The following is a 20390-nucleotide window of genomic DNA, read 5'->3' as shown; positions in this document are numbered from 1 at the left end:
AGTATAGTAACATTCACACTACAGGGTCAAATTCACACCCAGTGTATAAAGTCCAGTTTGCGGATAATATACTGCCCGTCCAGATTCCGCTTCGGGATCCAAATTCCATTCGTTCAATTTTGAAATTGTCCATAAATTTGTCGCGGATAGGTATACCCGTAGTTTGTTGATTGCTGTCTTTCCGATTGCATTTAGGGGTATTGTATACCCAACCTGTATATTTTTCAGACGCAGATAAGAACCATTGACCACTAAACGGTCCGACGTTGCGACATTACGCAAATCATATTTGACCACGCGTGGAAAGCGTGCATCGGTATGTGTCGGTGTCCAATAATTGCCTGTGAATATTTCATGTGTAAACCCTTCCTGATTTCCCATCTCCGCCAAAGCACCTGACAAACGCGTATCGACTTTCGCTGCTCCTTGAAAAAGGAGATCAAGATCAAAATTTTTAAAACTGAAACTCCCATTAATTCCGAAGGTATATTTGGGAAAGGAATTTCCGATGGCGGCCATGTCATTTGCATTGATTATACCATCGCCATTCAAATCCACATATTTCACATCTCCGGGCTTCGTATTGGTGGCATACGTAGCACCATAAGCTTTAATTTCCTCCGCAGACTGGAAGATGCCGTCGGTCTTATATCCCCAAAGGGTATTGATCGGTAGCCCTTTGGCAATGATATACCTTGGGTCGATATCCGACCCTGCGATATAGGGTCCTGTACCTTTTAGATCTGTTACTTCATTATGGTTGATACTAAAATTTGCATTTAATTGGTAAGCAAAAGCCCCAGGAGCGCTTGGTCTTTTCTGATAATTTGCACTAAATTCCCAGCCACGATTCAGTACCGTTCCAGCATTTTGGGGCGAAGGTTTTAATCCCAAAACGGCAGGAATATCCAGATTCAGTAAAATATCGTCGGTAACCTTGTTATAATAATCCAAGGTAAACGTCAAGCGATTGTTTAGGAAAGCGGCATCCAAACCCAAGTCATACTGTGTCGTAGACTCCCAACCCAATTGCTGATTGGCATAACTGTCCAGCCGATAGCCCTGTACAGATTTACCCCCAAAATCATATCCTGCAGCGATCAAGGCCGAATAATAACTATACAAGTCGACAGATTGGTTTCCCGTCTTTCCCCAGGAAGCACGCAACTTAAATTCGTTCAACCAATTTCGGATAGGTTCCCAAAACCCTTCCTTTGATAAGAGCCATCCCGCTGATGCCGAAGGGAAAAAACCATATTGTTTGTCTCCCGTAAAACGGGATGAACCATCATAGCGACCATTCACTTCAAGCAGGTACTTGCCCTTCCAATCGTAGTTTACCCGACCAAAAAAAGAGCGCAAGCCATACTGCACATCATAGCCGCTATTATTTTTTGTAGCGTCGTCAGCGCCCTGCCCAATAGAGGTAATGTCATTGTTGTAGAATCGTTCGCGATAGGCCGTAAGATAATTTTGGTAATTGTGAATCTGTGAATACCCAGCTAATGCCTTGATATGATTTGGCCCAGCCGTCAACTGATAGGTCAACAGGTTGTTCCATGTATACTCGCTGCTATTATCACGAATTTCGGTTAATGAATTGATCGGAAAGCTCTTTACGATACCTGTATTTCGGTCTTTATTGTCAAAAGCGTTCAAAAAGGTTTTGCTGTTATTGAGGTTTACCCTAACACCAAATTGGGAAGTAAACAACAAGTTTTTCGCTAATTGAATGTCCGTTTTAACGATGGAGCTTAGGTAATTTTCATTTACCTTTTTAAAACCACTTTTTTCAATCAACATTAAAGGATTATTTCCTTGTGTACTTAATCCGTAGGTACCATCATCATATTTAGGCACCACCCACATCGAGCCATGGAGAAAGTTATTGATCGGATCACGTCCGGGCTCGGCGGCTTTGCTATATCGGTAGTTTATACTTCCCGTAAAATTAAGCCAAGAAGTTGCTTTGTAATCGTTGTTTAGCCGAATATCCGCCAATTCAGCCCCATAATGCTCAATAATACCATCCTGCTTGTTGTAACGAACCGCCAATCTAGAGCGCAGGATCTCATTTCCACCAGCGAATGACAAAGCGTGGTCTTGCTGAGGAGCCGTTTTCAACAACGTGTCAAACCATGTATTCGGTAAAGGATATTTTTCACGATCAGTTGCCGTTTGGTAAGCCGTAATGGATTCATCACTAAATCGTGCTGGTACCGTCAGTCCCGCATTGCGGTAAGCGTCCTGTTGCAGTTGGAGGTAGGATACGGCATCCATTTGCTTTGGCTTATTAATTGATTTCTGTAAAGCGTAATAACCATTATAATCAATCACAACATGTCCAGATTTTGCACTTTTGGTGGTTACAATAATGACACCATTGGTCGCGCGTGATCCATATATAGCCGTGGAAGCAGCATCCTTCAGGACTGAAATTGAGGCGATATCATTGGGGTTTAACTTGGACCAGGGTTGTTCGATTCCATCCACGATGACCAAAGCATTATTCTTGCTGAGATCATAGCCACTGGTGCTGCTCGAATTGGTATTAAATGTAGTCAGTCCTCTGATTCGAATATTGGCAGCTGATTGTCCTGGTTTTCCACCAAGGTCTTGTACAGTTACCCCCGGCAATAGGCCCTGTAAAGCTTGCTGCGTATTAGAAACCGGTCTTTTCGTCAGTTTATCACCATCAATACTGGCGATTGAATTGGTCAACGAGATTTTTTTCTGCGTTCCATAGCCAACGACGACCACTTCATCAAGGTCCTGTGTAACTGGATCCAATTCAATTTTCGTGGGAGATTCGGAAACTAACACGGTCTTTTTTTTGTAACCAATGCGCGAGAGTGTAATCGAAAAGGGTAATTTCTGTCCCGTTACAATTTGAAAAAAACCTTTTTGATCTGTTGTAACAACGTGAGTTACGGCTTCGAGTTGAATGGTTACGCCTTCAAGAGGTTGTTTAAGCTGGCCATCATATACATATCCCGATAAGGATGCATTGACAATCGGTCTAACATCTGTTTGCGCATATACCTGATGCCCAACGCCAGATAATAGTAAACATAGCGACAAGGTAGAATACCGGAGTACCCTAAGATTTTTCATAGATAAAGTATTAATGGTGAATACGAACAAGTGCCAACGCCAATCGAAAACTTGTTTTTATTTTGAAGACATGGGGGGAAGCGAGCGCTTCCCCTGCTGTCAGTTTGAGAAAAGATAAGGGAAATTATCCTATATGCACATTCGCATCTTTCTTACATCAGGGGATTTAGCCTTCAAAGACTTTACAGTAATACTTACGAAAAATGTGCTTTTACTAATATTGATATGTTCCATAATAATGTGTTAATTCGCCACGCTGAAAAGTAATACATGTTTTCAACCGCGACCTGTTATCTTCTCACAAATATAGAAGTAATTTCAATATAATCTACCAATTCTATAGATTTTATTAAAAGAAATAAATAGGATATGCAGCGAGGCTATAAAAGCGAGCTGGTAGGCTTAAAAGATTGTCGATTAGGGATAAGCAAGAAGCTTCTATTGTAGTGTTTTTAGATAGGTTTTAATCAGTAGTATTCCTTCCTCATGAAGTACAGTGGTTCCCTTTTGAGGCATATGCATCTCTCCCAATGTAGACATCCGTCCAATAATCTTAGCTTGTTTCAACCAAATTCCAGTTTCATTGAACGGACTTTCATACCTCAAATCCAGCATGGTCATATAAGCGGTTCCTTTAGGGTTATGACAATGGGCGCAATTGATCTCGAGATAAGCTCGGGCACGATTTGCAGTCGATTGTCCAATATCTTCATAACCGGGTAAACTATTGGAAACTTTCAACGATTTCAGATCGAGCGCTTCCATCTGGGTCAACCGGACCAGTTGTTGGATGCTGTCACGATCGTGAACGATTATCCGGTTTAGATTTCTGATCTTCGGACCTATCGGGAGCAGCTGATTTCCTTGTCGATGGCATGCCATACAATCCTTTCGCGAAGGAATAATATAATTTGTTTGTCGCTCGACACCTTTGTTGTCCAAAAACGAGACATGCATGGAAGCACTGTCCATCAACAGAAAAGCTTCATCTTGGGTCGCATTCCATTGATAGGTAGCTGCGTTCCACTGTCCGTCTTTATGAATCAAAAGACGCGTTTCAAGCAGCCGCTGTCTCGCATCGCCCACCGCATCTCTCGGGGGATAAAAAAAAGTTTTGGCAATGATGGTACCATCGGGGAAGCTGGGCAAACCATCGTCTGAGGCGATCATTTTTCCTCCCTTAGGAAGAAAGATGACACGCTTTTTATCGGTATAGTCTGTAAATAGGGCCGAAGCTAATTCATAAGAAACCCCCTGGTCATTTGGAACAAGATCAGCAATTTTGCCCTTGAATAAATTGTAATCAGATAATTTATCCCGAAACACAATATTATCTTTAGCGACTGTTCCCCGGCCCGTATTATTCAGTATAATAAAAAGTATGGGGATCAATAAAACACCCATCAAAATTAGCACTTTCTTCATTTCCCTAATGCTCTTATACCCCTCCACCGTTATCTTAAATTCGGACGAAGATAAGATAAAAAAGAGATTACAGCGGTGGATGCCTTGTTTTGATTTTCAGATTTTACACTTAGGACAGAAAACAATAAAAAACCAGTTATTTTATCAAAAAATAAAACAGTTTCATGGATATATACGCAAATAAAATGGCTATATTTAACTGTCTTTTAACCAAAACTTCGGCTACATGGAAGATATGATTCTCTATAATCGACTTCAGTTCGCATTTACAATTACATTCCATTATTTATTCCCTCAATTGACCATGGGTTTATCCTTAATGATCGTCTATTTCAAATGGAAATTTCTGCAAACAAAAAATGAAGACTACAACCATGCTTCCAAGTTTTGGATGAAAATCTTTGCGCTTAATTTCACCATGGGCGTTGTAACAGGCATTCCCATGGAATTTCAGTTTGGTACCAACTGGGCCAAATTTTCTGAACTTACGGGTGGTATTATCGGACAAACCTTAGCTATGGAAGGTATGTTTTCCTTTTTCCTGGAATCTTCATTTCTGGGGATGTTTCTTTTTGGAGAAAAGTTGCTGGGGCATAAGCTCCATTTTTTATCCGGACTCATGGTCTTTATTGGATCTTGGGCCAGTGGTTTCCTGATTATCGCCACGCATTCCTGGATGCAGCATCCTGTTGGGTACGAGATTCTCGAAAATGGCAAATTTGTACTGAACAATTTTAGTGCATTATTCAGTAATCCATGGTTATGGCCATCTTATCTACATAATCAAGCCGCTTCATTGGTGACCAGCTCGTTTTTCGTTGCTTCTATTGGAGCCTTCTATCTGTTAAGTGACAGGCATAGTAAGTTTGGAAAGATCTTCGTTAAAAGCGGTGTTATTTTTGGCGCTATTTCCTCCGTTATACTGGCGTTTCCTACCGGAGACCTTGCAGCCAAAAATGTAGTCAAATATCAGCCCGCAGCCTTTGCTGGCATGGAGGGAATTTTCAAAACTGAAAAAGGGGGATCAGAGATTATTCTGATCGGTCAACCGGACATGGAAAACAAAAAATTGGACAATAAGATAGCCGTGCCGAATGTATTGAGCTTCCTGACCTACCAGCGTTGGGATGCAGAAATTAAAGGATTAAATGAATTTGACCAATCTTTACATCCAACGAACGTGCCCGGACTGTATTACAGTTATCACATCATGGTAGGTTTGGGCACCATATTCATTGGCATTATGGTCCTCGGAGCGCTACTGCTTTGGCGGAACAGGTTGTATCAAACGAAATGGTTGTTGTGGATCATTATGTTTATGATTCCTTTCCCCTACATCGCGAATACTGCAGGCTGGTATACGGCGGAACTGGGACGACAACCTTGGCTAGTTTATAATCTCATGCGCATGGTAGACGGTGTATCCCCTACCGTATCTTCTGGAAATACATTATTTACCTTTCTCGGCTTCGTTGGTTTATACATTCTTTTGGGTTTGTTATTTCTGATGTTAGTCTTGAAGATCATTAGAAAAGGTCCTGAAACGACAGTTGCATTAACCTAATTAGCTATGGAAATATTCTGGTTTATCGTATTAACTTTCATGCTGGGAATTTATATCGTACTCGATGGGTACGATTTTGGGGCGGGAATTGTCCATCTATTCTTTGCTAAAACCGAACAGGAGAAAAAAGCTGTTACTAACGCGATTGGGCCGTTTTGGGATGCCAATGAAGTCTGGCTCATCGCTTCCGGCGGTGTCCTATTCTTTGCTTTCCCAACGCTTTATGCCTCCTCTTTCAGTGGATTTTACTTACCGCTCATGCTTGTATTATGGTTACTTATTTTTAGAGCGATAAGTCTTGAACTCAGGGGGCAGGTTCACCATCGGCTTTGGGAGGCTTTATGGGATAAAGCTTTTGGTCTAGCAAGCCTGTTGCTGGCACTTTTCTTTGGCGCTGCCCTAGGCAATGTCGTTCGCGGAGTAAACCTAGGTATGGTAGAAAATGGTGTATCGACCCAAGAGCCACATTATTTCTTCTTAGCACTTTGGAACCCGACATTTGACCCATTAGCCCAACATCAAGGCATTATAGACTGGTTCACCATCATATTAGGTTTAGTTGCCGTCGTTACATTAACAATCCACGGTGCAGGCTGGGTCATTCTGAAAACATCCAGCACACTAAATACTAGATTAAAGAATATTGTTTTTAAACTCAACTTTGTCTTGCTTATTCTCGTCCTACTATCGGCCTATGTATGGCATTATGTGAAACCCATCTCCTTAAACAATCTTCAAAATCATTATTGGCTGTGGATATTTCCTTTGATTGCTGCTGTTGGATTACTTGGACAATTTTGGATCAAGACCTTTAAGAAAGATGGTATTGGCTTCCTATTTTCATCCCTGTTTATACTGGGGAGCTTTGCCACGACCGTTGCTTCCATGTTCCCTATATTATTGCCTTCAACGAATGACGTAAATCCTTCCTTGACGATTCAAAATGCTGCAGCACATGAATATGGTCTTTCAGTTGGTTTAGGCTGGTTTATGTTTGCAGCAATTCTGGTGGTTGCTTATTTTATTATCCAATTTAGGGTCTTCAAAGGTAAGCTTGATGACGTCGGTTACGGTGACCACTAAGAGCGGTCTCTATTCGAGTCCCAACAATTTATGTTTCATCGCAAGCTGTACAAGTTCAATCATATTTTTAACTTTAAATTTAGTCAGGAGATTGCGCCGATGCGTTTCCACAGTAACTGGACTTAAAAATAACTGCTCGGCGATTTGGTTCGTGGTAAGTCCATTGGAGATCAACGTCAAAATCTCTTTTTCACGCTGTGTAAGCCTGGGGAGACTGCTGATCGTAGAAATTGCACCACGATAAAGTTCTTTTGCCCGATCACAAATTGCTTCTTTGCCGTCCAGGCCGAGCTGTACACAGCCCAGAAATTCTTCGTTGCTAACATCCTTTAAGATATAGCCATTTCCGCCAGCCTGCATAAACTGAAAAATAAGATTACCATCGGCCAAATTGCTCAATGCAACAATAGGAATCATAGGAAACAGCTTCCTCACCTGAGTACAGACATCTACTCCATTTGTCTGCAACAGTTGCATATCCATAAGTAGGAGATCCGCTTTCGTGACCTTTAAAAATTCAATTAACGCAATCTCTTCCAAAAAGGGATATACAAAATACCCATCCTGATTATTGAGAAAAGAGGCAACACCTTCCAACAATAAAGGATGATCGTCTAACACTGCAATTATCTTCATGACTCAGCCTATTTAAACAGTTACACCAATTTCGATTTGAGTTCCGGATCCGAGCTTACTCTGAATATCAATTGATCCATTGATCCATTTCACCCTATTGACCATATTATTCAAACCCAATCCATAATTTAACACAGCGGAATCAAAGCCTTTGCCATTATCCTCAACGAGGATATGCAGTACTTCGTCCGATTTACTTACCTGAACGATAATTGCATCTGCGTTTGCATACTTTAATGCATTTGAAATAGCCTCTTGAACAATTCGATATATGGCCAATCCTTTTTGAAAATCCACATTCAATTCAGGTTCATAGTTTTCAAATTGGATCGAAATATGACTATTTTTCATTGCTATACACAATTGCTCCAATGCTGCTATCAATCCAAACTGACGCAACGATTCGGGCATTAGATTATGGGATATGCGCCTTACTTCGCCTAAGATGTCGTTCAACTTCTTCGGCACTTCATCAGTCAAGAGCGTAGCTTTTCCTACATCACCAGCAATCTTAAATTTTAGACCTGTTAACATACCTCCTATGCTATCATGCAGATCTTGGGCTATACGCTGACGCTCCTGCTGCTCCCCCTTGAGCATAGATTCCGAAATTTGCAGCTGTTTTTCCTTTTCCAATTTGTCCAACACGATTTCGTGGTTGAGCTGAATCTGTGTATTGAGCTTCCGTTGTTTTCGATAGAAAAAAGCAACAAAAAGCACAATACAAAAAAGCAAAACGGCAATACCCAAAACGAGAAAAATCCGAAATTGGTTACGGTCCTTTTCTGCGCGTAAATTCAAAATTTCTTTTTCTTTTTCAACGGTCTTATATTTCGTCTCCATCTCATTCATTTTTTCCAGCAATTGGACCTTCTGAATGCTATCGGATAGTTTATTTGCCATATTGGACATCTTCAGCGCATCCTGATAATTACCCATCAGCTCATTCACACCCGCCAGTTGACTGTACACAATTTTACTGTTGTAGAGATCTCGCGTTAATAATCCATTTTTCACGATTTCCTCCAACTGCAGTTTAGCATCAGCATACTTTTTCTGCAAGAGATACACATTAAATTTTCTGAACCGCATCATCTGAAATAATTTCCAATTGTTCATTTTCACCGACCAATCCAAACCGATATCCAACAGGCGAAGGGCTTCATCAGTTTGTTGCTTTGTGGTAAAATAAAGCGCCTCATTGTAATAGTAGTTGGGTAATTGAGAAGAATTCGGGTAATCGTTCAGGAGCTGTTTGACTTTGTCCAACAGTACTCTTGCTTCTTTGGATTTCACCTGATAACAATAATTACTGACTGTATTGAGATAAGCCACCACAAGTGCAGCACTCGGCGGTTGCTGCTCGAGCTGTTTTATGGCCAATTGATGGTATTCATCGGCTTTTGCAAGCTGATTGGACGACATAAACGTCATGCCGATCATCGTATTTATACTACCTTCCATGATGGGATCATGTGCTTTCGCATAAGGCAGACACTTCCCGTTAAGGATATCCAGAAAATCAGCAAATCCTTTTTTAGGAAATCGAATTAAGCCCAGATTATACCAAGCTTTGGCCAAAAGCCCCTGCTGAAAAGGCTTTTGTGCATTTCCAAGGAGGTCTACACATCGTTGGGCTTCAACTCCTGCATTTTTACTATCCAGAAATTGCCCATAATAAAAGCTTTTGTAAAGTGCCCCCATCGCCTGTAAGCTCCGGAACGGTTTGGCTAACCGCTCCCCCTGTTGCATATGATCCCAAAATTTGCTCGTATCTCTAAATCTATAATAATCTGCCAAATAAAAATGCTGCATTGCTTTCACACTGTCCCCCGAGCTCGATAGCAATAATTTTTCCGCATCAGATCGATATTTATTTTCATCCAATGGCAAAAAACTCTGTGCAGCTACAGCATGTACAGTAAAATATACTATAAAAAATGCAATTATCTTCGTTAACTCTTTCAACTGAAACATCATTAATCCAATATCTTAATCATTTAAACAATTAAACTAAATGGGGCCTTTTCAGCCAATGGTTTCATAATATGTAATAAGAAAGTCTTACGGTGGTTAAAGACTTCTCTCTACCTCTAAATTTGCCGTCGATGAGGCTTCTTCAAAGTCGACAATAGAAAATATAGATCGGAAAACCGCGTAATCAAATGGCGGGTCCAAAAAACAAAGATATATCTCCGCGATGAATTGCTAAAGACATTCTTTTACTTTTTTGAAATTAATTGTCCAGATAGGGCTTGGCTAATCTATTTAAATATAGGCTAAAACATTTCTCGTTAATAAAAAAGCCTCTCGATAATTCGAGAGGCTTTTTTATTAACGATATTCGCTACTCTTTTTCGTAGCAATATCGATCAGCAAGTCCAGCTTACACTGGTAAGCCGAAGACAGCACATTTGGATTGTCGGACTCAAAAAGCGCAGATTTCATGATGGGCACACTAAAGGGCAATGTCCAGGCGCGGAGCGACTTCGCGATAGCATCCATTGCATTAATGCCCTGTAGTGCATGTACACCATCGGCCCAACAAACCAGTCCGATATGTTTATCCGTCAGGTAAGCCGGTTTATTTTTAGCACTGACTTCAAGCCAATCCAAACAGTTTTTCATGACACCGGGAATACTTCCATGATAAAGCGGAGACAACCAAAAATGTATATCTGCCTCAAGAAATAAGTTATTCATAATCTTGACCGCATTGGGTACCCGATTGAGGCTCAAATCAAATAAGGGTATTCCGCTATCAGCCAAATTAAAAATAGTATTTTCAACACCCCTTTGGTTCAGTTGGTCGGAAAAATAGTGTGACAATTTTCCCGATGTAGATTCTTGCCTTCTTTCCAAGGCGCCATTGAATATTAATGCTTTCATTATACTTTCCCTTTTTTAAAAATAACTTTTGGCATACCAACCTCACCATACATCAACGTCTGGACAATAGGAATCAAACGTTCTGTCGCCAACATATAAAGTGACGCCGGAATATTAGGGCGGGCCCTTATGACAACTTTTTGCTGCTGAAAATGCGAGAAATCCATCGCTTGCAAAGCCTGCATCCACAGGTCTATTTCCAAATCCTCCATCGCCTTAAAATCGTAATACGCTGCAACAGGATGAAGTTTTTCCGCCAGGGCCATATAGACCCAAGGCGGGATAATTGCGTCCACAGAACAGCTAATGGCAACCGCCTTATTTCGAAAAGCAGACCAGTCCACCGCCGCCAAAGCTTCTCTGAATTCTTTTTCTTTAACGATTGCTTCCTGATACAACAATGTTTTGATATCAAAACTTAGGATAGCAAGATTGGTCTTAAAATCAATTAGATCTAAAGCCAATATACCCGTGTTTTCAACTTTATTGATAAACATATCAAACCAAGCCTGCAATCACAGTATCGTATTTCTGTTCAACAACAGACCAATCCAAAAGCGACCAAAATGCATCCAAATAATCGGCTCTTTTATTTTGATATTTCAAATAATACGCATGCTCCCAAACATCGACCCCCAAAATAGGGAAACCTCTTCCGATCGATTGTGTATCCATCAGCGGATTATCCTGATTGGGAGTAGCTACGATAGCTAAGGCGCCGGAATGTTTTACATAGAGCCAAGACCAGCCCGAACCAAACTGCCCAAGTCCAGCATTTTTGATCTGGGCTTTGAGCTCTTCCAAAGAACCAAAGGCAGCGTTTATCTCATCGGCTAACTTCCCTGTGGGTACAGTTTTTGGATTGGGCGATAAAATTTCCCAAAATAGCATATGGTTAAAGTGACCGCCGCCGTTATTGCGTACTGCTGGGCTATATTTACTTACGCTTGTTAATATATCCAATAGATCGTCAGCTTCGCCTGCTGTTCCTTCCAATGCCTTATTTAGATTGTCAACATAAGCTTGATGATGCTTTTGGTGATGAATCGTCATGGTCTCGCGATCAAAATATGGTTCAAGCGCCGCATAGGCATATCCTAACTGGGGTAATTGAAATTTGTGCATAGTTTTATTGTTTTTATGATAAGTCAAAACTAGAGAATCAAACTTAATAAAACAACTAAATAGTTGTTTTATTAAAGTCATAAAAATAAATCAAAAAGGATAAACCTATGTTTGAAACACATTTTAGGACAAAAAATAAAAACACTATCTTTGCTGATGTTATATAAAACAACTTTTTTATTGTCAAATGCAGAAGAATCCAGCTGATCGAATATTAATGTTATTAAAAATGCGCCGAGAAGCCACTGCAGCTTTGATTGCAACAGAGTTGGCTATAACAAAAGAAGGAGCCCGTAAACATTTATTGAACCTCGCGAATCAAAACCTGATTGTCTCCAATGCCCGGAGCGAAGGTATAGGCCGCCCCTCAACTTATTACAGTCTGTCACCACAGGGCATGGCAAGATTTCCAGATAGTCACGCCGACATTACAGTACAACTGTTGCAGTCGATTAAACAAGTGCTTGGCGAGAATGCCTTGGATCTACTTATCAGTGATCGGGAGTCTAAAGTATATCAAAAATATACTGACGCGCTATCGGATATTGAATCCATCGAAAAAAAACTTGAAGTTATTGCCGCAAAAAGAACGGAAGAAGGCTATATGGCAGAATGGAAAAAAGAGGCCGACGATTATCTGCTCATTGAAAATCATTGCCCCATATGTGCAGCAGCAACAGAGTGTCAGGGTTTTTGCCGTTCAGAACTGAATAATTTTCAGCAACTTATCGGTCCGGCTTATCGTATCTGTAGAACAGAATACATCATCGAAAACGCCCCACGCTGTACCTATCGCATTTCAAAGGCGAAATAAATCCAATTTCTAAGGCATTTGCACAAATTATTAATATACCAAAAAGTATTTTTTATATTTGCATTAAAAGAACAGGAATAATCATGTCAAAAGCAGAACAGACACGACGATATATCATTGAGAAAACCGCGCCCATCTTTAATAAAAAAGGTTACTTTGCAACTTCTCTCTCGGACATCACTACCGCAACAGGCTTAACAAAAGGAAGTATTTATGGTAATTTCAAAGACAAAGATGACCTAGCCACCCATGTCTACACCTATCAGAGCAGAAAAATATCAGAAGCTGTTAATCAACAGATTACTCAACAAAAAACATCCTTAAAGAAGCTATTGTCTTTTTTTGATTTTTACAAAGATAATTTCAAAAACATCGCAGCTTCAGGAGGTTGTCCCATGATGAATGCGGCCGTCGAAGCTGATGATTCGCTGTCTTTTTTAACGCCTAAAGTCAGACGTTCCTTTGACCTTTGGAGACAGCGGCTAATCCTAATTCTTGAAGAAGGAGTTGCCAGCGGTGAATTTAAACAGCATATTTCTGCTGAAAATTATGCCATTACGTTTATGGCGATGGTCGAAGGCGGAATCTTGCTTTCCAAGATTTCCGGCCGAGGAAAAGATCTTGCCATTGTATTGGATAAAATGAAGGAAATGGTGGATCGGGAGATCAAGGCTTAATTTTTTTTACCAAAACAAATACCAATTGGTATATTTATAAGTTTATATTAAAATAAAAAGAGATGAAAAGAGTTGTAATAACTGGCATGGGAACAATTAACCCGCTGGGAGAAAACATAGACATATTTTGGGATAACATTTTGCGGGGCGAAAACCACACAACGCTTATTAGCCGTTTTGATGCTTCGTTGTTTCGAACACAGATTGCAAGTGAAATTAAACACTTTCAACCTGAAAAATACTTAGATAGAAATGAGATTAAACGGAGTGATCTCTTTACGCAATATGCTTTATACAGTGCAGCGCAGGCAATGGAAGATTCGGGACTAGATCTCGATGCCATAGATCCATTTGATATCGGTGTCATCTGGGGTGTTGGTCAGGGCGGCATGGAAACTTTCGAAAAAGAAGTAGAAGGCTACGTGACAGGAGATTACAAACCACGATTCAGCCCTTTCTTTGTTCCTAGACTTATCGTCAATATGGCTTCAGGCATGATTTCAATGAAGTATGGTTTAAAAGGAATCAATTACACGACCGTATCGGCTTGCGCCACATCCAATACGGCCTTTATGGATGCTTTTAATTACATTAGGCTCGGCAAAGCCAAAGTCTTTATAAGCGGCGGTTCCGAAGCCCCCATTACCCCGGCTTCCGTTGGCGGCTTTTCTGCCATGAAAGCCATGTCGAGCCGGCATGATAGCCCACAGACTGCAAGCAGACCCTTTGACCGGGATCGTGATGGTTTTGTTATGGGTGAGGGAGCTGGAGCACTCATCTTGGAAGAATACGAACATGCCAAGCAAAGAGGTGCAAAAATTTACGCAGAGCTTGTCGGAGCTTCAATGACGGCAGATGCTTACCATATGACCTCACCCCATCCAGAAGGGATAGCGGCAGCAAAAGCCATGTCTCTGGCTTTGGAGGAGGCTAAAATTAATACTAGTGGGCTCGACTATTTAAATCTTCACGCGACTTCAACCCCAGTTGGAGATATCGCCGAACTTAAAGCCGTACAACGAGCTTTTGGAAATCTAAATAATCTTTGGGTCAGTTCTACCAAATCAATGACAGGACATTTACTTGGGGCAGCCGGCGCTATCGAAGCAATCATTGCCATAAAATCCATCAACAATCATGTAATTCCGGCAACAATTAATATCGAAAATATCGATCCCGAGATTCCCGAGGGAATTCAAATTGTAATCAATCAGCCCTTAGAAAAACCTGTTCAGACTGCGATGAGCAATGCTTTTGGTTTCGGTGGGCACAATTCGAGTATCGTTTTCAAAAAGATTTAATTTTTTTTGAAATAACTCTTGACAAAGTGTAATAAACACACTATCTTTGTACTATCATAATTTAGGTTTATAATTGGTTATTTAAGGTTTTCATTCTCCCCGTTTGAAAACCTTTTTTTATGCCTTTTTTTTCACCAACTGTTATTTTTATATCTGCTTTTTTGGATCGCCATCCTTGTTAATGCCCAAATTACTTTAACCCTATTTCTGGAAGAGCCTAGGTTGACAATCAATTCCACATTTATTCAGTTAAGTTTGCTCGCGCCTTGAGAACAGCATGCTGGAGAGCACATTCTGTGGAATAAGAGATACCGCCCTTTTAACCATTGGCGCGGTCCTTTATAAATAATTAAGATAAACACTAAAGCAGTTACATAGGTATATCAACGTTTAACTAATCACAATTTTCAATCAATGTTTAAACAGTAATTAGTCACTAATTATTCAGTCCCTACTGAGTCATCACTGAGCAAGCACTGAACGAGCACTGAACGAACACTGAACAAGTATTGTCGAAAGAGATAAATTAGTACCTACTTGATCTCCATAGTTGCTTCGAAAAAATCGCATTACTTCCTATTCATTCTTGCATGCTACAGAATCCCTTTGGTATTACTAAGCTTGGTCGTGGAATTAGCCCGCATGGTTAGTTATCCGCAAAAGGTCTGCAGTGGATAGAACGGGATCCACTATTGGTCAGTATCAAAAAGAAGACATTCTAACTGATACACGCACATTTGAATTCAGAATGTAGTAAACAAAATATCGATTTACTGATGCGATTTAAGGGCTATAAAAAAAACAGCGAGACAACCGAAGTTGCCTCGCTGCATAAAAATAAACATATGAAACTAAAATTTTCCTGTTCGTTTATCCCACCACATCTGTTCACCCCACACATTGTCAACTACTTTTGCCGCCGCAACATCGGTATTCGCTTTGTTATATAAATATTCATTATTCGGGTAAGGCAATCGCCAAGGCTGATCATTGTGCTTCTTCCCAAATATAGAATTTAACGAAGGGTAATTTGTTGTTGGCACTCCAGTTCTCCGGTACAAACTCCAAGCTTCAAAATTTTCTTTAAACAACGCTACCCACATATCCCACCAGATACGTTCTTTTGTATTATTCCACTTTCCAGCTCCTGCTAAATACGCGTTTGTAGCTTCCGCAGAAACACCGTTATCAGCCATAGATAAATTCACAGCTTTCTCATAAGCTGTTTGAGCAGAAATACCTACGTTATACCCTAGCATTGCTGCCTCAGACAAAATATAGTAAGTTTCACAGGCTTTAAAAAAAGGTGTCGCACCAGCTGCATTGGTAATATAACGATCACCTATCCAAGAAACAGATGTAAGGCTCGAAGGACCTTGTTTTGCCCCGTTAGGGTAACCTCGATATTCACCGTCATTTGCTTTTAAAGCCACCGCAGCAATACGAGGATCCTTCGTATCAATTAAATGATCGATAAAAATATCAGACAGCGCCCAGTTATTTCTTCTATTTCCTATCATTCCAGAATTATACCACGGTTCATAATATGGTGGTGCTCCAGGGTAAGCTAGCTGACAACTTTCGCTATTGTCGGCTATAACGGGATACATATCTGGTTTACCTGCAATTTCTTCTATAGTGGATTTAGCTAAATCTGGTGCTACTCCAGAAATGCGCATAGCTATGCGAAGCCTCAAGGAATTACAGAACTTACGCCATTTCAACATCTCCGAGTCAAGATCTTTATTGCTTGAATCAAAATAAATTGCATCTGCTCCTTCCAATTCATCAGTTCCATAGCCTTGTGCCATCTCGTCAGCGATCTCTTTTAAACTTTTCAAAATGGCGGGATAAATATCCTCCTGCTTATCATACTTTGCTCTTAAAACCCCACCTTGCGCTTCAGTTCCCTGAAACGTCTCCGTAAAAGGGATGTTTCTCCAGCCATCCGTTAGATAGGACCACATGTAGTTTTGCCAGATCCTTGCTACAAAGCGAACATTCTTATAGCCTGCAGCAGTTTTTTCGGTATACTCCAACATATCTTTTAGCTGCGTATTGTTATAGTAACACGCATACCAACGATTGCCATAAGTATTATTTGTAGGCACCAATCCAGACATAAAATCCATGTATTGAATTTTAACAATATAGCCGGCAAACGTACCATAACCATCCACATCCCCCCCAAACTGCTCGCCCGTATTGCGGAGCACATTAACCAGCGTATTGTTTGGTGGACTATAAGGCAATGCATCTGGGTTCGTATTTATATCTTCGAAATTCTTAGTACATCCCGATAATAACAGAAGTGATAGCACCGAAGTCGCTAATCCTGTTTTCTTAATAATCTTATTCATACTCATTGTATTTGTTAAGAATAAAAATTCCTAAAATCTAGTTAAAAAGTAATACCTAGTTTCAATCCTATACTGCGCGAACTTGGAACTGATGCTTGCTCAAAACCAACCCCTCTACTATCACTCGATACACCACTGGTTTCTGGGTCAATGCGCATTGTATTGGATTTATCTACCCACAATAATGCTAGATTGGAGCCTATCAGTGACACATTTGCGCGTTTGATTCCTTTAATTTTACCATAGACATGCTGAGGAATAGTATAAGTAATATACCCTTCACGTAATTTCAGGAAAGATCCATCAAATACATACATTTCTGCTATTCCTCCTGATTCATACCAATCTTGCGTATTTACGGCAATCGTATTTTCTACCCAGCCTCCTTTACCATCAGGCATCGCAAATCGCTCATTTTTCATCACATCTTTTCCTGCAACAATAGCACGCTCACGCACGCCATTTTCAGCAGTGATAGCAGCAATCCCCGAACCATAAGCATGACTCATCGTTTGTGACCAAATGTCTCCACCTTTTCTAAAGTCCAGCATAAAACCTACGGTAAAGTCTTTATACTTAAATTCGTTTCTAAGACTCATCATATAGTTCGGTGTGACATGTCCAATGACTTCAGTAGATTTTGTATTATCAACAAATCCCTCCTCAGTCACTTTAATAGCTCCTTTCATTGGACCATCCTCAACGCGATTATATCCGGGACCAACCAAAGCTCCCCAAGATTCTCCCACCTTCGCCATGTTGGCAATTCCCCATGTCCAACCAATTTGATAGGTATCCAGATTCAATTGCGGATAGAGTTCCAAAATCTTATTCTTATCTTTTGCAAAATTGAACGATGCAGTCCAATTTACACCAGTCTCACTTTTCAGGATATCACCACGTAACTGGATTTCCACCCCTTTACTTTCAATATTACCCGCATTTAAGACCATACTGCTAAATCCAACAACATTTGAAGTTGTAACCGGTAGGATTTGCTTTTTCGCATTTTTGTGGTAATACGTAAAATCTGCATGTAATCGATCCTTAAAAAAACCAAGTTCGGTACCGACCTCCCAAGTCCGTATACTTTCCGGTTCCAAATTAGGACTTGGATAAGTCATACTTTTATAGATTTGGGCAACTCCATTAAACGAACTATTTTGCGCGTAATAATAACGTTTATTTCTATATGCTGAAGTTGCATTACCAATTTCAGCTAAGTTGAAGCGCAATTTCCAAAAGGAAAGCACATCACCTTTCAGACCTTCAAAAGTGGTTGTCGGCAACCAGCTTAAGTTGAACGAGGGGTAAAAAAATGATTTTGTAATGGTGGACGACCAATCATTTCTTGCCGTCACATCTACATATATCTGATCTTTCCAACCTAATGAAGCCAATCCATAGATAGAATTTGAACGGATATGACTATGATCCATTAGATTGATAGCATCCCCTACTCGATTAGAAATCGTATAAACCCCTGGCACCGTTAAGGCATCTGCCCCAACTGTACTATTTTCATTCTGTGCATCTCTATAATTTGCACCGGCACTCGCTAGCAAGTTAAAATCACCAAATTGTTTATTGAACGTAGCAATAAAATCTAAATTCAACTCTGTATTATTGGTTTTAAGATCTCGAAAACTACCATTCGGATTATCAAAGTTGAAATAATTAGACTGGAACATCTTCGCATTGTAATAATCTAATCCTACGCGTCCCTCAAATTTCAAAAATTCGTAAGGTTTATAATACAATGAAGACTTTCCAAAAACGCGATTTTTATTCAAAGAATTTGTTGTCTTGTTCATTGTGAAATACGGATTCACATGATAAGATGAGTTCCAGTTGTAATAGGTGTAGTTTCCTGTTTCAGGATCTCTTTGATCCCAATTATCTTTTAAACTTTGCATATTCACCTGCCGACCAAACCAAATAAAACCATTGATTGGATTGGCCCCATCATACCCTTGCATAATCAAATTGTCACTTTGGGTTCTTGAATAGTTCGCCATTACATCATAAGATATTTTATCTGATAACTGATAAAAATTATTGAGTTGCATGGAATATCTAGTCTGATCCGTATTAGGTACGGTTCCAATTTGATTTCTATAAGATAAAGCTGCTCTGGTAGAAGATTTTTCTCCTTTAGACAATAAAGAAAGATTATGGTTTTGTGAATGCCCTAATTGAAAAAAGTCTCGCACGTTGTTTTTATGCGAAATCCAAGGAGTCGCTTGTCTCTCCCCATTTACAACCGGACTGTCAAATTGTCGTAAGTTCAAGCCAATATCCAAACGCGGACCCCATGATTCATCAAAGCCATCATTTACACCATCATCTGATTCCCCAGTACCATCAACATAGTTAAAAGACTTTTGCTCTGCATATTGCTGATAAGTCAATCCTTTCCCATTTAGATTGTAATGATACTCATCTCCTCGCGATCCCTGTCCATATAAATTTTGGAATTTGGGTAAGGTCGCCACCTGATCGACGGTAAAATTCCCGTCATAAGACAAGCTTACTCCGTTTTGTGCTTTTTTACCAGATTTCGTAGTGATTTCAATAACTCCTCGCCCTGCACGCATACCATATAGCGCCGCTGAACCTCCTTTTAAAATACGGATATCCTCGATATCCTCTGGGTTGATATCATTTAGACCAGATCCGTAATCAACACCGCCATAAGTATTATCTCCGGAACGTTGCGTATTATTGGTAATTGGAACTCCATCCACAACTATCAAAGGTTGTTGATCCGCCTGTAGCGAAGAGTTTCCTCTTAGCGAAATCCTAGCCGATGCCCCAACGGCACCCCCAAACTGATTGACTTGAACCCCCGCAACTTTCCCCGATAAAGAACTCGTTACGCTCAATTGTCCAGCATCTGTCAAGTCTTTTGCCTTTACCTCCTGGATTGCATACCCCAACGACTTTTTATCTCTGGTAATTCCCATAGCCGTCACGATTACCTCATCCAAGCTCTGCTCATTAGATTGTAAAGTGACTTGAATTGTGGTCTGATTGGTCAAATTAACTTCTTTACGAGCATAGCCAATAGCCGAGACGCTTAATGCCCCCGCCTGCTTGTAATTGATTGTAAACTCACCATTTTGTCCTGATTGTGTTGCTGTTCCATCCCGAAGCGTGATTGTAACTCCGGGGATAGGTTTCCCGTCTTGGTCGACCACCTTCCCCTTTAAAACTGTTTGCGCATATACTGCCGAGCTTACCAAGACAGTAGCGGCTAGCATAGCAATGCTTTTTCTGTTCATAAGTTTAGTTTCAGATGTGTTAGTTTATAGTGCTTTTAATAAGAACTAAGTTATAAGTACAGACCTTTCATTGTTAACCGAATCTTGACCAGTATTGCCCAATATTTAACCCAAAATG

The 20390-nt window shown here is 40.3% G+C and carries 14 protein-coding genes; 5 read left to right on the top strand and 9 right to left on the bottom strand.

What is annotated here, in order from left to right; genetic code table 11:
- Positions 1 to 18: 18 nt before the first annotated feature.
- Complete coding sequence (locus ACLCDV_RS09115) at positions 19 to 3114, bottom strand: SusC/RagA family TonB-linked outer membrane protein (protein ID WP_411973477.1); 3096 nt, start codon at positions 3112 to 3114, stop codon at positions 19 to 21.
- Positions 3115 to 3552: 438 nt separating this feature from the next.
- Complete coding sequence (locus tag ACLCDV_RS09110) at positions 3553 to 4539, bottom strand: hypothetical protein (RefSeq protein WP_411973476.1); 987 nt, start codon at positions 4537 to 4539, stop codon at positions 3553 to 3555.
- Positions 4540 to 4765: 226 nt separating this feature from the next.
- Between ACLCDV_RS09110 and ACLCDV_RS09105 the strand changes: the two genes are divergently transcribed.
- Both ACLCDV_RS09105 and cydB read left to right on the top strand, forming a co-directional pair.
- Entirely contained in the window at positions 4766 to 6103 is a 1338-nt protein-coding gene (locus tag ACLCDV_RS09105) for a cytochrome ubiquinol oxidase subunit I (RefSeq protein WP_411973475.1), read from the top strand.
- Positions 6104 to 6109: 6 nt separating this feature from the next.
- A complete protein-coding gene (gene cydB, locus ACLCDV_RS09100) occupies positions 6110 to 7186 on the top strand; it encodes a cytochrome d ubiquinol oxidase subunit II (RefSeq protein WP_294184595.1) in 1077 nt (358 codons plus the stop codon).
- Between the two features lie 9 nt (positions 7187 to 7195).
- Here cydB and ACLCDV_RS09095 read toward each other — a convergent pair whose 3' ends face one another.
- The 5 genes from ACLCDV_RS09095 to ACLCDV_RS09075 all read right to left on the bottom strand — a co-directional run bounded on the left by ACLCDV_RS09095 (position 7196) and on the right by ACLCDV_RS09075 (position 11836).
- Complete coding sequence (locus ACLCDV_RS09095; RefSeq protein ID WP_411973474.1) at positions 7196 to 7822, bottom strand: LuxR C-terminal-related transcriptional regulator; 627 nt, start codon at positions 7820 to 7822, stop codon at positions 7196 to 7198.
- A 12-nt stretch (positions 7823 to 7834) separates the two neighbouring features.
- A complete protein-coding gene (locus ACLCDV_RS09090) occupies positions 7835 to 9802 on the bottom strand; it encodes a sensor histidine kinase (RefSeq protein ID WP_411973473.1) in 1968 nt (655 codons plus the stop codon).
- A gap of 354 nt (positions 9803 to 10156) precedes the next feature.
- On the bottom strand, positions 10157 to 10711 hold the full coding sequence (locus tag ACLCDV_RS09085; RefSeq protein ID WP_411973472.1) for an NADPH-dependent FMN reductase: 555 nt from the start codon (positions 10709 to 10711) through the stop codon (positions 10157 to 10159).
- Positions 10711 to 11208, bottom strand: coding sequence for a DUF2480 family protein (locus ACLCDV_RS09080; RefSeq protein WP_411973471.1), 498 nt, complete (start codon positions 11206 to 11208; stop codon positions 10711 to 10713). The genes ACLCDV_RS09085 and ACLCDV_RS09080 overlap by 1 nt, the downstream gene beginning before the upstream one ends.
- Before the next feature lies 1 nt (position 11209).
- The gene (locus tag ACLCDV_RS09075; RefSeq protein ID WP_411973470.1) at positions 11210 to 11836 is read right to left on the bottom strand and encodes a superoxide dismutase; all 627 of its coding nucleotides are present in this window, start codon (positions 11834 to 11836) and stop codon (positions 11210 to 11212) included.
- A gap of 187 nt (positions 11837 to 12023) precedes the next feature.
- On the opposite strand from ACLCDV_RS09075, the gene ACLCDV_RS09070 reads away from it, so the two are divergent.
- The 3 genes from ACLCDV_RS09070 (at position 12024) to fabF (ending at position 14628) form a co-directional block, all read left to right on the top strand.
- Positions 12024 to 12650, top strand: a complete 627-nt coding sequence (locus tag ACLCDV_RS09070) for a helix-turn-helix transcriptional regulator (protein ID WP_088160946.1) — start codon at positions 12024 to 12026, stop codon at positions 12648 to 12650.
- Between the two features lie 83 nt (positions 12651 to 12733).
- Positions 12734 to 13327 carry a TetR/AcrR family transcriptional regulator gene (locus ACLCDV_RS09065; RefSeq protein ID WP_411973469.1) on the top strand — a complete coding sequence of 198 codons (594 nt, stop codon included), beginning with the start codon at positions 12734 to 12736 and terminating at the stop codon, positions 13325 to 13327.
- A gap of 62 nt (positions 13328 to 13389) precedes the next feature.
- Positions 13390 to 14628: a beta-ketoacyl-ACP synthase II gene (gene fabF, locus ACLCDV_RS09060; RefSeq protein WP_411973468.1), complete on the top strand. Its 1239-nt coding sequence runs from the start codon at positions 13390 to 13392 to the stop codon at positions 14626 to 14628.
- A gap of 851 nt (positions 14629 to 15479) precedes the next feature.
- On the opposite strand, the gene ACLCDV_RS09055 is transcribed toward fabF, so the two are convergent.
- The gene (locus ACLCDV_RS09055) at positions 15480 to 16988 is read right to left on the bottom strand and encodes a SusD/RagB family nutrient-binding outer membrane lipoprotein (RefSeq protein WP_333625179.1); all 1509 of its coding nucleotides are present in this window, start codon (positions 16986 to 16988) and stop codon (positions 15480 to 15482) included.
- Positions 16989 to 17029: 41 nt separating this feature from the next.
- Positions 17030 to 20272 carry a SusC/RagA family TonB-linked outer membrane protein gene (locus tag ACLCDV_RS09050; protein ID WP_333625180.1) on the bottom strand — a complete coding sequence of 1081 codons (3243 nt, stop codon included), beginning with the start codon at positions 20270 to 20272 and terminating at the stop codon, positions 17030 to 17032.
- Positions 20273 to 20390: the final 118 nt, after the last annotated feature.

The sequence above is a fragment of the Sphingobacterium sp. Lzh-3 genome, assembly GCF_046764375.1.
Taxonomy (GTDB): domain Bacteria; phylum Bacteroidota; class Bacteroidia; order Sphingobacteriales; family Sphingobacteriaceae; genus Sphingobacterium.
Note: the sequence above shows the minus strand (reverse complement) of the source record. Positions and strands in the feature narration are given on the sequence as shown.